This is a genomic window from Natrinema halophilum (assembly GCF_013402815.2).
GTDB classification, from domain to species: Archaea; Halobacteriota; Halobacteria; order Halobacteriales; family Natrialbaceae; genus Natrinema; species Natrinema halophilum.
This window is the reverse complement of the sequence record NZ_CP058601.1, coordinates 2,237,423-2,249,504: the sequence shown is the minus strand read 5'-3', so window position 1 is coordinate 2,249,504 and position 12,082 is coordinate 2,237,423. Positions and strand designations below refer to the sequence as shown.

Here is a 12,082-nt window from a genome sequence, read left to right as displayed (position 1 = left end):
ACGTGGATGTCAGTCCTCGTTGAGCGAGACGAGTCCGAGCGTTCCACCGATCCCGATACCACCGAACACGAGGCCCATCAAACCCATTATGGCCGTCGTCACGAGAAGATCCGTCGACGGATCCTGCAGATACGAGACGTCCGGGTCGGCTGGGTCGTAAAAAACGCTGGCGGTGTCACCGTCTGGATACGAATCGACGATATCCCGTGCATCGCCCTGACTGTCGAATTCTTTACCGCGAAGTTCTCCGGGTTCGTTCTCTATTTGCGATGCGTGAAAGACTCGATTGTCCGTGTAACTCGTTCCATCTACGGAGTACTCGTATTCGACGCGCGGATAGTATTCGGTCTCGGTTTCTCCATCTTCTTGCTCAGTTGCCGACTCCATGCCTGAACTGATGATCGTCGCTTCTGCCGTTTCGTAGCCCTGGACCTCCTGATACGTCGAAAACGGCCCCAGTACTGCCCCACCCAGAAGACCGGCGGCAACCAGTATCAGTACCAGTCCTATGACTTGTTGCTTACCCATACCGTACCAGTAAAATCCAGAATTATTAAATTATGCGACCGATCGAGATTCTCGAATCGAAGCCCGCACGGAGCAGGAGAACAGTGGTTTATACGCCGGATTCTATTTCTCCGACTCCATCCTGAGTTAGATAAAAGATATGATTATCGAACGTATTGGGGCGTCTTCATCGCGGGTGCGAGACACGTTCTTCTGTTGACCGATCTCTGCAACCGGCGGCGACCGAATCGATCTACTGGCGGCGACCGAATCGATCACCCGCTTTCTCAGAGGATGGGTATGCGGACGAGATCGGCCCAGCCGATCACGGCGCGTAGTAGTACTCGCCGTCGCTTTTCTGCTGGCGGTCCAGTTGAGAATCGGGTTTGTTGATCCGCGGGCGTGAGGTGCGTTCGTCCCGGCGGAAAGTAACCTCGAGGTTCGCGAGGAATTCGTTCATGCCGTCGCGCATCGGCTGGGGTTTTCCTGCGCGGCCGTGGACGGCGGATTCTCCGTCGAAGACCATCAGCCGATCCGCGAGCAGATCGATCATGTAGATGTCGTGGTCGATGACCATCACGGTCGCGTCCTGCTGTTCGGCGTAGCGGCGGATCGCTTTGGTCGCCTGTACCCGTTGTTCGACGTCGAGATGAGCGGAGGGTTCGTCGAGCAAGTAGAGGTCGGCCGAATCGGAGAGGCAAGCCGCGATCGCGACCCGCTGGCGCTCACCGCCGGAGAGGTCCGAGAGGTTCTGCTCCATGATACGCTCTAACTGGAGCGGCTGGGCAATTTCCGTGTTCCAGTACGACGAGCCGAACTGGTCGGTGATCGACGAGAGGAAGGCGTCGACCCGCATATGCTGGTCGATGGTGACGTACTGGGGCTTGTAGGAAATTTCGAGATCGAGATCGGCATCACCATCGTCGGGCGTCAGATTGCCCGTCAGTAGTTTCGCGAACGTCGACTTCCCGATCCCGTTCGGGCCGACGATCCCGAGTACCTCGTTTTCGCGAATCTGGCCGCTCTCGATCTCGAGGCTGAATTCGCCGTCGCCGTAGCTCTTGGTGAGGTTGGGGTACTCGACGAGCGTGTCGCCGTGGGTCCCGGTTCGGGGCGCGTGCTCCTCGAATTCGATCGGATCCGGCCGAATCCGCATGTTTTCGTTGTCGAGATACCCCGAAAGGTACTCGTTGATGCCGTTGCGGACGGATTTCGGGGACGTGATGACACCGTAGGCCCCCGGCTCACCGTAGGCGACGTGGAGCGTGTCCGCGAGCAGGTCGAGAATTGCGAGGTCGTGCTCGACGACGAGCATCGACTTGTCCTCCTCTTCGGCGAGTTCGCGAATCAGCCGCGCCGCGGTCACGCGCTGGCCGATGTCGAGATACGGCGTGACCTCGTCGAGGAAGTAAAAGTCAGTGTCGCGTGCCAGCGTGGCCGCGATGGCGACCCGTTGGAGTTCGCCGCCAGAGAGGTCGTCGATCGACTGCTCCATGACCGGCTCGATCGAGAGGCGCTCGACCAGGTCGTCGAGGGCCCCCCGCTCGTTCGTCCGTTCGAGTAGCTGGCGCGTGTTGCCGTCGAAGGTGTTCGGAATCTGGTCGACGTACTGGGGCTTTCGTGCCACCGTAACGTCGCCGTCGCGGACGTCTGCGATGTAATCCTGTAGCTCCGTCCCGCGATAGGCTTCGAGCACCTCGTCCCAGCCCGGCGACTCCTCGTAGCGGCCGAGATTCGGCTCGAGTTCGCCTGCGAGGATTCGGACCGCGGTCGTTTTCCCGATTCCGTTGGGACCAAGGATACCGGTCACCTGCCCTTCCTGCGGAGCGGGGAGGCCGTACAGCGAGAAGGCGTTCTCGCCGTAGCGGTGTGCGGGGTCGTCCTGAAGTTCCTTGGGGAGGTTGATTATCTCGATGGCGTCGAACGGACACTTCTCGACGCAGATGCCACAGGTTTCGCCCAGACAGATCTCTTCGGAGATGTGGATCTGCTCGGGTTGCCCCTCGTCTGCTTCCTCACCGCGGAGGGTGATACACTCCTTACCGGTGCGGTTTGGCGGACAGTAGTTTTTGCACTCGTAGCTACACCGATCGGGCTGACATCGGTCCAGGTCTACGACGGCGATGCTGTCGTCGGCCATCTTAGCCAGTTGCCTCCGCGGTGAGCAAAATGCCCCACGTAATAAACCATAGCGCGAAGGTCATGAACGCCACGAACAGATAATGCTTGGTTCCGAATTCGTCCTCGCCGTATATCCCCAGGGCGTTGATGAGGACGTACTGGACGACGATTGCGCCGACGACGAACGCGAGCGTTTCCGTGCTCTGGGCAGCCGTCGTGGTCGTTCCGACCCACGTCGCGGAGGCGACTGCCGCGCCGACGCCCAGTAGCGCGGACATGGCGGTTACACTGACCGAGCGAATGTGTTCGCGTCGGTCGCTAATCGATTCGGTCGACATGACAGAAACTGCGGGACCGGTGCTAAAAAGGCGTTCGCATTGGGTGCGAAGCGGTCACGTGACCGAACAGCGGATTACCAGGTGTTCCGTCCGTTACGTCGTTACCTTGGCCGAATTACCGGGTATTCCGTCCGTTACGTCAATTATCTGGGCCGAAACGACGTTCGAGAATTCTTTGCTGCGTCGATTGGCCCCCACGTTCAATTAAAATCACAGGTTCCGAGACAGAGTTTGACAATGGCAGAACTCCCGTCGCTTAGATACAGCGTGATTCGGATGTCCTCTCCCTGCATATCCACTTTGGAATCTTTGTTTCCCTTCCCGTTCCCGGATGCAGTTTGCATAAATTCCCTGAATTCGAACCTCATGGGATCGTTTCGGAGTAATTGAACCGATTGGTTGAAGTCACGACGGGTATCGCTCTCGGGATTACCGCTATCTATCGGAATTTGATCTGTAACTAACTCCTGTTTCGTATTTTTGTTAAACAGACTTCCCTTTCCGGAGACGTAGTCTGCACCAGTCGTCGTTTCGTTGATCCCGACCCCGGTCCACGTCACATCGGAGCAACCCGTGTTTTCTATTTCGAATTCGTACTTGCCACTGCTACCGGCGCTTTTCGCAGTCCCGGTGAATTGCACCTGTCCAGCCTCGGAAATCTTGAAATCTCGAGAAAGGTGAACAGAACCGACGGTGTTCCCACTCCCGTCGGCAAGTCCTCCGGTAATGTCCACCGTCGCCCAGCCTGCGCTGGTGCAGACGCCGAGATACCGGATGTTCACTTCCTTCGATTCACCTGCAACCAGCGGGAACGACGTCGGAGGCGAGACCCAGTTTCCATCGTTTCCGACGTCCAGTTCGATAGCTTCGGCGCTATCGAGCGTTACGTCCATGTGTCTGTTGGTGTTGTTCGTAAACGTCGGTGTGATCGACGTATCATTCGCGCCGGTGATACCAAGGAGCGCGTTCTTATCGGTGGCGGTCTGTACGTTCGTCAACCGTTCTCCCAGTACGTGAGAGTAACCCTGGGTTTCCAGGATCGAGAACACTGCACCACCCCCTATGAGACCCAGTGCACCACGACGCGTCGTACGAACTCGATCGGCCATGGGTGTTAGTTACGGCGGTCGCTCCGTTTTTCCGATTCGCATTCGTCGGTTCTGTACTACGTGGACGACGGCCGACACGCCGAACAGGGCGAACACCAGCGTCGCCCAGCCGAGTTCGGGAATCGTCCCCGTCGGGACCACCTCGAGCCACACCCCCGCGATCACGACGGCCCCGACCGCGGTCAGCCCCAGGTAGTAGACTCCCCACGGGACTGAATCGCCCGGAACGATGTCGAGGTAGACGTCCAGTTCGGCCGCTTCGTCGGTGAGTTCGACCGTCCGGTCGTCGAATTCGATCACATCGGCTTGCTCGAGGGCTGGCAGGTGTGACTGCTGTAGCGATGTATAGACTCGCTTTCGTTCTGCCGAGGTGATTTCTTCGAGTTCCTTCTCGAGTTCCCACGCAGCGACGTGTTCGGCGAGGTCGCCCAGCGAGACGGGCGTTTCCTCGCGCTTACAGTAGTGGATGGCGTATCGGCGGCGCTGATTGGAAAGCAGGTCGAATATTTCGCCTTCCCTCGATTGGGTGTCGTAGTCTCCGGGCCTCGACTGGGCCGGTTGACTCTCACCGGTTGTTGCCATCCTCCTAATCAATATAAATATCTGTTCTGGTGATATATAACGTTTGTTGTCCTTCAGTGGCCTCCAGCTATCGCACGTATCGCTTCGTGAAAACGGCGTCTATCGACTGCGAACGCCTGACTGAGTACTGTTGAATGATTTTCGCATCACAAGCGATCTGTTCACTCGATAATTATGGACGAGATTGGGATAACATACATGACTGAATTAATTGGTGTAAATATAGAGGGTCTGATAATAGTGGCCACTGTCGCTCGAGAGTCGCTTTCGAGTCGCCAACGATCGCGGTTCGGTTGGCGAAACGTCATCGTCTCCACCCCGGTAAAACGGCCGCAATCGGCTTTCAGGCCCCCCTTGAAGATGCGTATGGCCGGGCTTTCGCCGGTTCTGGCTACTCAATACAAAGTGGGTATCGTTCCACGGTACGACCAGAACCGCACACCGGTTACCCGTCGCATACGGGTGCCGGAAACTGCGGAACGGAGACCATAATCATGAGAATGAACCGACGCAACGTGTTGTTCGTATTGGGAACGACCATCCTACTTGGTGGAGCGCTTATCGCTTCGGGCGCGTTCAGCCAGGTCGAAGCGCAGCGTGACGTGAGTGTAGAAACGACCGGTGACGCGGATGCGGCCCTCGGCATTTCCCTCAACAGTAGTTACACCGGCAGTAGCGCTATCAGCTACAGTAACGGGTCAGACGGTGAACTCGGGCTGAAATTCACGAAGGTCAACGGGAACGCCACTACGTATTACGACGACGTACTCGACATAGAGAACAACGACGAGGGAGTTATCAAAGCCAACGTCTCTTCCAATAGCGATTCGATCATGGTATATACCGGTGAAACCCGGACGTACACCACCGGTAACAAGGCCGAGTTAACCAGCATCGGCACCTCGGATACCAAATCCGTCGGCCTCGCGCTTAATTCCAGCAAGTTCTCGTCATCAGATGACGTGACGATCACCATCAACGCCACCAAAACGAGTAACTAAGCTCGGTACCTCGCTTTCCCCCTCTCTATGTCCGTTCGGTATACGTTTCTGGTGTTGCTCACCGTGGTGGGAGCCACAGTATCGACTGGCGCAGTCGTGATCGCTGCAAATGGGGGACCACAGAGCGATACAACCGATAGACTCGAGTTGGAACCAGCGTCCGGACCGAACGGAGACTACGCTCGTATTTCGGGCGATCAACTCGAGTTAGATCTCGAACGCCTGAACGAGGACGCGGTAACGCACGCGGATGACGTGTTCACGATCACGGTAACCGATGACGTCGAGAGGGTCTGGATCGACCACGACGTTTCCGGCCTCACATTCTACAAGGGTGGCGATCCGACTCACACGATCAGTGAATCGAGCCCACTCGAGCCGGCAACCGGTAAAACCAAACACATCGGCGTCGCGGTAGACACGAGCATCGCACAGAACGGAACGGAGACGTTCACGGTCATGGTGGAGTACGAAGATGACGAACCCGAACGTGACGACTCCGATACCGGACCGGTAATATCGGGCTATAACCTCACTGTCTCGCCGATGTCGCTCGAGACCGGCGAAACGGTGACGGCGACCGCGACGTATCGAAACGTCGGCGACGAAACGGGGTCGGTTACGGCGTCGTTGACGGTGGACGGAACTGTCGTCGAACAGCGGTCGATCGAACTCGGGCCCGGCGAGTCGACATCCGTCACGTTCGAACGGACGATGTACTGGCCGGAGTCGTTCGACGTGGGAATCGAGGGCGTCGGAAGCCGATCGGTAACCGTCAAAGGGCCGCCGATCGATGTCGTCAACGCGTCTGTCGACGATGCGTCACTCACTGCTGGCGAATCAACGACGATCCGAGCGACGGTTAGCAATCCAACCGATGCGCCGGTCGAGCGGACACTCGAGTTTGCGGTCGACGGAATCGTCGTCGACAGTCGTGTCGTCTCGATTCCAGCCAACGGCGAACGGACGCTAACCTTCGAGCGCACGTTCGGCGAGACGGGCACGTACGAAATCGCGGTGAGCGGGATAACCGCGGGGACGGTGAGAGTCGATGAACCAGGACCGCTTGCGATCCGGAATCGAGAACTTTCGGCGGTGACGACGGCAGCACTCGCGCCGCCGGCGTCGGCAGGGCTGATGATCCTGATAGTGGCTGCGAACCGCCGGTGGACGATCGTCTGATAGGCGCGTTTCAGATCGGATGTCGCCCTCCACCGTCGCCCGCAACCGCAACGCTGTCGCTTCGAACTGGAGCATCTCGATTCGTCGCTCGGCGGATACGAACCGCCGGTCTTCCTCGTGCATCGACGGCTCGCGACATTTATACATCAGCAGTAGTATAGTCAGACCGAACAGTTAGTCGACAATGATCGTTCTCGCTCAGCATCCATGACTGCCGCCGCGCTCGCCAAGCGGGGATTCGGGTTCGTACTCGCGTTGGTCGTCGTCTTGCTACTGGTCGGCCAGCTCCTCGGACAGCCGATCTTGCTCGGGTACGTCGCGTCCGGTAGTATGGAACCGACGATGGACACCGGTGACGGTTTCATTGCGATTCCGAGCATCGTCTCGGGTGACGTCGAGGAGGGTGACGTCATCGTCTTTCAGGCGAGAGAACTCCACGGCGGCAGTCTGACGACGCATCGCGTCGTCGATACGACCGATGAGGGATACGTGACGAAGGGAGACGCGAATCCGTTTACCGATCAGGACGGCGGTGAGCCGCCCGTACAGGACGGGCAGATAGTCGCGAAAGCCCTGCAGATACGGGGTGTGGTCGTAACGATCCCGTACCTCGGCACCAGCGTGATGGCGATTCAAGGGTTCGCGGAACGGGGCTACGGGACGATCGCGACGATCGTCGGCGTGACGACGACTCCGTCCTCGAACGGCCTCGGTGCCATGCTCGTCGCGATCGGCGTCGCATTCCTCGGCTTCGCCACCCTTTTCGAACGGCTCGGACCCGCACGGCGCGAGACGACGAGACGTCGGTCTCGCGAGAACGTGATCGCGTTCTGGACTGCACTCGGACTCGTCTTACTGGTGTTCGTGACGTTCGCGACCGCGGCGATGGTCGTCCCGTCGGGAACCTACGAGTACGAACTCGTAAGTACCGAATCGCCGACCAACGATCCACAGATCGTCACTCCCGGCGCGACGACAGAACTCACGAGATCCGTCCACAACGCCGGGTACGTGCCCGTCACGATCGTCCACGAGTCCGAAAGTAGCGGGATCGGTGTCGACCCTCGGTGGCAGACAGTCGGCATTCGGGACCGCGGGGAAACATCCGTGTGGCTAACCGCTCCGGAAGAGACGGGCAAATATACGCGTCATCTCGGCGAATACCGATATCTCGCCGTATTACCTCCGGTCGCCTTGGTTTGGCTCCACGACCTCCACCCGCTGGCAGCCATCGCGGCCGTAAACGGCGTCATCGTCGCGACCACCGTCTCGCTCGTCCTCCTGATCTTCGGGAGCGGAGATATCCGGTTTCGATCTCCGGGCCATCACGTCCCGCTCTCGACCCGACTCGAGCGAAGACTGCGAAAATGGTTGAACGATCGATAACCGGCGCCAGGGCCACTATGCTTATAATAGTCGATTTCCATCATTTGCCTATGGTTATCCCGTCGACCGGCCCAGTACGCGGGCCGGTCCGGGAAAATGGGGGGGAGTACCAATCGGAATTCGGCAGGTGTCACACGTGTGATCGATAACCCGCGGCTCGATCTGTTGCTCGCACGAAGCGCTCGCTCGATCGTGATCGTGCTGGTCATCGTCGGCGTTCTCTCACTCGGTGCGACCGGCTGGGCCGTCGCGAACCCGGTGACGACGTCTACGCCCCAGTTCGGCGAAGAACGCGTCTCGTCGTCCGTCGAGACGAGCGCTATCGTCATCCAAAATAGCACGCTCTGGAACGAGGGCGAACGACTCACCGATAGCTCGGTCTACGTACTCGACGCCTCCCCGGAATTGACGATCACGCCGAAAACGAAACTGCGAAATCCGACCGACGGAACAGCAATCGAGGAAGCGAACGTCACGCACGAACTGCAGGTTCGCTTCGAAGCGTCTCGCGACGGTACAGCGTTCTGGAACGAAACCCACACCGTGTTCCGCGAATCGCCGTCGATCGAAAACGGCATCGCAAGGTCGGAAGCGACTATCGATGTCGAAGCCCTTCGGCAGCGCCAGCGGGAACTCGAGAGCGAAGTCAGCGGTATCGGGTCGGTCACGCTCACGATGACGTATCGTGCCGAGTACGATACCGGTCGACACGAGGGAACGATAACGACCTCGTCGCCGATACGGATCACCGAGGACGCCTACTGGCTGGGCGGATCGATGTCCGATTCGGCGACGCACAGCTACCAAAGCGGCGTGGAACGGACGACCGTCCCACGCAGCACTGCGCTCATCGGCGGCCTCTCGGTGCTGGGAACGCTTTCGCTGGTCGGGGCGGCGTTCGTCGCGCGCCGGTCGCCAGCGGACATCGACGCCGCTCGACGGGCAGTCCACGAACATCGATACGCCGAATGGATCTCGCGTGGATCGATTCCGATGTGGCTCGGCGACTACCACGTGTCGCTCGATACGCTCGAGGACGTGGTCGACGTTGCGATCGATACCAACGAACGCGTCGTCCACGACAGCCAACGCGGCCTGTTCGCGGTCGTCAACGACGGCATCGTCTACTACTACAGCGATCGCGGCCTCTGGGAAGAGACAGCCTGGCCGGAGATGAACCTCGAGGAACAACCACCCGTCGTCGGATCTGACAGCGAGTTCTCCACCAAGGATTTCACAGAATTCGGGGGAAGCGACGACTTTTCAGCCCCCGATGAACCGGACGCCTTCGAGGACGACGAGGAAATCTGGGAACAGTTGTAGCGTCCCGCCTCACTTCGGGGAGAAACGAGTTGACCGTCAATCCGCGTTTCGAGGACGGATGAGTGGCCCATCGATCGTCGGGGCCAGAACGGACCGACCAATTCGTGAACGTCGTCGCGTTTGCAAACGCCACTACCGTACGGGCGATCTCGCAACGGTCGACGGAAACGGGCTGATCGCGATCCGGGACCCAAGAAGGAATCACACGGATGTTCGTCGAGTCGAATACGCTGCCGAACTTCCGAATCCGCGACCGGAACGATCCAGAAGTACGAACGTCGCAAGCGAAGTGGGAAGACGAAGATTCAACGATCGGCGACGGACGGGCCCGAACGAATCCTCTAGCAGTCGTTGAAACGATGTCCCCACCGCTCGCACTGCTGCGGCCAGCGAGTACTCGCTGGCCACGAATTCGCGATCGAGGTGTGCAGTGACGTTCAATGACTCCTATACCTGTCGAATATATCATTCACCACGGGGACCTGCTTTATTTGCACGTACTCTACCACACAATATTGGGTGTCACTCGTTTTGATCTGTTTCACCCGATCGAGCCACATTCCCAAATTCGACTCTCAACCCCCTCAGAGTATAATTTACTGGTTTTATAATTAAGTAACATATGCCGGTTACACGTTGGGTAAGGCTCAACTTTTATACTGCTGGGGCCTTTCGATTCGTAACATGGAAGAGACCGACGGGGAAGAGATCGAAGACCTGCCACCGAGTGCGAAACTCGTCTTCAAGGTTCTCGAGTACGATGGGCCGTTGACGCAGAAACAGATCGTCCAGGAATCGATGCTTTCGGCCCGGACGGTGCGATACGCGCTCGAGCGACTCGAGGAAATAGGGATCGTCGACGAGGACATCTACTTTGCTGATGCTCGCCAGAGCTTGTACCGACTCGAGGAACCGGTCGCAGCCGACGGCAACGGCGTCGAAGAATCTCCGAAAAAGGACGCTTGCTGTGCAGAATAACGCTCGGAGCGGCAGAACTATTTTCCAGCGGTGACCGTCCCCGGTATGGACAAAGAGCGGATACCGCGATGGGGATGGCTCATGGCCGGCCTTTTCGTCGCGACGCTGGCTGCTAACTTGCTTAACGTGCTCGTCTTGGTTCCGGCCGTTTTCCCCGAGACGTACCGTTCGATCACGATCATCTCGGCGATGTCTCCCGTGGTGATCTACGTCGGCGTCTGGTTCGACGAACACCGACAGCACTACTGGGCCCACTCGCGGGTGCGAATCGCCGGTGACGTCCTGTTCATCGTAACGGGGGCTGCGCTGGGGGCTGCGATCACGCTCGTCGCGATTTCGGGCAGAGGTCTCCCCAGTTTTCTCCTCGATATCATCGCGATGGCTGGCGGATTTCTGCTCTCCTGGGGCCTGTTCTGGTGGCGCAATCCGGAGTTATACGCCGACGATTCGGGCCGCTGAATCGACCTCGAAGGTCGATGTGGTGCCGCGTCGCAAGCGAATCCCCGCCGCCGATCGGGCCCGGACCGTCGTGTCCTCGCGGCTACTCGTGCGCTTCCGATCCGTTTCCCGATCGGCTATCGCCGCGGCCATCGATTCCCGGCGTCGGTGGCGTGTTCCGTTTGTGCGTCGAGGCGGCGTGTCTCCGTTCGATATCGCGCGCCGTCTCGCGATCGAATCGGAGGTCGTCGACGGCATCGTCTACCGGGAGTCCGTCGTCGACGAGTCGGGAGAGCAACGGGTCGATGACGTCATAGCGCGCACCGAGCTCGCCGGCATCGGTCTGAGTAGCCCAGAACCCCGCCGTCGGTTCTTTTCCGATGATTCGGCGGGGGATTCCGACGTGTTTCGCCAGCGCCCTGACTTCCGTTTTGTAGAGGTCGCCGATCGGGTACATGTCGGCCGCACCGTCGCCGTACTTGGTGACGTAACCGAGCAGCCGCTCGGAACGGTTCGCAGTACCGAGAACGAGCCGTGACTGACCGTTTGCCGCGTAGTAGGTAGTTGCCATCCGCAATCGCGCGGTCACGTTTCCGATCTCGTGATTCCGTTCGTTCGGCCGGTCGTCGCCATCGGCCGGCGATTCGAGTTCGTTCCCGACCGTCCCCTTGAACGCCTCGAGGAGCGGACGCAACAGGATTTCTTCGAATTCGATTCCCAGTCCATCCGCGATCGTGCGCGCATCGTCAACGTGAGCCAGTTCCGTCTTGTGACAGGGCAGTCCCAATCCGAGGACGCGATCGCTCCCGACGGCCTCGACCGCGAGCGCCGCCGTCAGCGTCGAATCGATCCCGCCGCTCATCGCGACGACGACGCCGTCCGCACCAGCGTCGTCGACCGTGGCCCGAACGTCGGCGACGATTTGTTCGCGTATCGCCTCGAGTTTCGTTCCGCTCGTCACAAAAGGCCCGGCGTTCGCGGTATTTCCAGTGGCGGCACGTTTTTTGCCGTCTGTACCGACGTCATACTTCATAGAGTAGTATCACAACCATCTCACAGAATTACAAGACACTTGTCTCGTGTTTATGGCTTTTCCTTAAACAACTAGGTCTCATTT

Annotated in this window: 12 protein-coding genes; 6 read left to right on the top strand and 6 right to left on the bottom strand. The window is 58.8% G+C overall.

The window, feature by feature from the left end; all coding sequences use genetic code 11:
* Nucleotides 1–9 precede the first annotated feature (9 nt).
* The 5 genes from HYG82_RS31720 to HYG82_RS31700 form a co-directional block, all read right to left on the bottom strand.
* On the bottom strand, nucleotides 10–528 hold the full coding sequence (locus tag HYG82_RS31720) for a DUF3592 domain-containing protein (protein ID WP_179261057.1): 519 nt from the start codon (nucleotides 526–528) through the stop codon (nucleotides 10–12).
* 304 nt (nucleotides 529–832) lie between these two features.
* Nucleotides 833–2,647: a ribosome biogenesis/translation initiation ATPase RLI gene (locus tag HYG82_RS31715; protein ID WP_179261056.1), complete on the bottom strand. Its 1,815-nt coding sequence runs from the start codon at nucleotides 2,645–2,647 to the stop codon at nucleotides 833–835.
* A gap of 1 nt (nucleotide 2,648) precedes the next feature.
* Nucleotides 2,649–2,966, bottom strand: coding sequence for an EMC6-like membrane protein (locus HYG82_RS31710; RefSeq protein ID WP_179261055.1), 318 nt, complete (start codon nucleotides 2,964–2,966; stop codon nucleotides 2,649–2,651).
* Nucleotides 2,967–3,166: 200 nt separating this feature from the next.
* Complete coding sequence (locus HYG82_RS31705) at nucleotides 3,167–4,015, bottom strand: hypothetical protein (protein WP_179261054.1); 849 nt, start codon at nucleotides 4,013–4,015, stop codon at nucleotides 3,167–3,169.
* 69 nt (nucleotides 4,016–4,084) lie between these two features.
* The gene (locus HYG82_RS31700) at nucleotides 4,085–4,657 is read right to left on the bottom strand and encodes a DUF7344 domain-containing protein (protein WP_179261053.1); all 573 of its coding nucleotides are present in this window, start codon (nucleotides 4,655–4,657) and stop codon (nucleotides 4,085–4,087) included.
* Between the two features lie 494 nt (nucleotides 4,658–5,151).
* Here HYG82_RS31700 and HYG82_RS31695 point away from each other — a divergent pair, with 494 nt between their 5' ends.
* The 6 genes from HYG82_RS31695 to HYG82_RS31670 all read left to right on the top strand — a co-directional run bounded on the left by HYG82_RS31695 (nucleotide 5,152) and on the right by HYG82_RS31670 (nucleotide 10,986).
* Entirely contained in the window at nucleotides 5,152–5,658 is a 507-nt protein-coding gene (locus HYG82_RS31695; protein WP_179261052.1) for a hypothetical protein, read from the top strand.
* A gap of 27 nt (nucleotides 5,659–5,685) precedes the next feature.
* The gene (locus HYG82_RS31690; protein ID WP_179261051.1) at nucleotides 5,686–6,840 is read left to right on the top strand and encodes a CARDB domain-containing protein; all 1,155 of its coding nucleotides are present in this window, start codon (nucleotides 5,686–5,688) and stop codon (nucleotides 6,838–6,840) included.
* Between the two features lie 207 nt (nucleotides 6,841–7,047).
* Nucleotides 7,048–8,226: a signal peptidase I gene (locus HYG82_RS31685; RefSeq protein ID WP_179261050.1), complete on the top strand. Its 1,179-nt coding sequence runs from the start codon at nucleotides 7,048–7,050 to the stop codon at nucleotides 8,224–8,226.
* A 138-nt stretch (nucleotides 8,227–8,364) separates the two neighbouring features.
* Nucleotides 8,365–9,549, top strand: coding sequence for a DUF5305 domain-containing protein (locus HYG82_RS31680; RefSeq protein WP_179261049.1), 1,185 nt, complete (start codon nucleotides 8,365–8,367; stop codon nucleotides 9,547–9,549).
* Nucleotides 9,550–10,233: 684 nt separating this feature from the next.
* Entirely contained in the window at nucleotides 10,234–10,527 is a 294-nt protein-coding gene (locus HYG82_RS31675) for a MarR family transcriptional regulator (protein WP_179261048.1), read from the top strand.
* A 45-nt stretch (nucleotides 10,528–10,572) separates the two neighbouring features.
* Nucleotides 10,573–10,986, top strand: coding sequence for a hypothetical protein (locus HYG82_RS31670; protein ID WP_179261047.1), 414 nt, complete (start codon nucleotides 10,573–10,575; stop codon nucleotides 10,984–10,986).
* 82 nt (nucleotides 10,987–11,068) lie between these two features.
* Here HYG82_RS31670 and HYG82_RS31665 read toward each other — a convergent pair whose 3' ends face one another.
* A complete protein-coding gene (locus tag HYG82_RS31665) occupies nucleotides 11,069–11,998 on the bottom strand; it encodes an NAD+ synthase (protein WP_179261046.1) in 930 nt (309 codons plus the stop codon).
* Nucleotides 11,999–12,082 lie beyond the last annotated feature (84 nt).

What these genes read in the sequence shown, in the direction of transcription:
- HYG82_RS31665 (WP_179261046.1), bottom strand. Translation starts at nt 11,998, where the DNA reads ATGAAGTATGACGTCGGTACAGACGGCAAAAAACGTGCCGCCACTGGA.
- HYG82_RS31690 (WP_179261051.1), top strand. Translation starts at nt 5,686, where the DNA reads ATGTCCGTTCGGTATACGTTTCTGGTGTTGCTCACCGTGGTGGGAGCC.
- HYG82_RS31715 (WP_179261056.1), bottom strand. Translation starts at nt 2,647, where the DNA reads ATGGCCGACGACAGCATCGCCGTCGTAGACCTGGACCGATGTCAGCCC.
- HYG82_RS31685 (WP_179261050.1), top strand. Translation starts at nt 7,048, where the DNA reads ATGACTGCCGCCGCGCTCGCCAAGCGGGGATTCGGGTTCGTACTCGCG.
- HYG82_RS31710 (WP_179261055.1), bottom strand. Translation starts at nt 2,966, where the DNA reads ATGTCGACCGAATCGATTAGCGACCGACGCGAACACATTCGCTCGGTC.
- HYG82_RS31675 (WP_179261048.1), top strand. Translation starts at nt 10,234, where the DNA reads ATGGAAGAGACCGACGGGGAAGAGATCGAAGACCTGCCACCGAGTGCG.
- HYG82_RS31695 (WP_179261052.1), top strand. Translation starts at nt 5,152, where the DNA reads ATGAGAATGAACCGACGCAACGTGTTGTTCGTATTGGGAACGACCATC.
- HYG82_RS31700 (WP_179261053.1), bottom strand. Translation starts at nt 4,657, where the DNA reads ATGGCAACAACCGGTGAGAGTCAACCGGCCCAGTCGAGGCCCGGAGAC.
- HYG82_RS31720 (WP_179261057.1), bottom strand. Translation starts at nt 528, where the DNA reads ATGGGTAAGCAACAAGTCATAGGACTGGTACTGATACTGGTTGCCGCC.
- HYG82_RS31670 (WP_179261047.1), top strand. Translation starts at nt 10,573, where the DNA reads ATGGACAAAGAGCGGATACCGCGATGGGGATGGCTCATGGCCGGCCTT.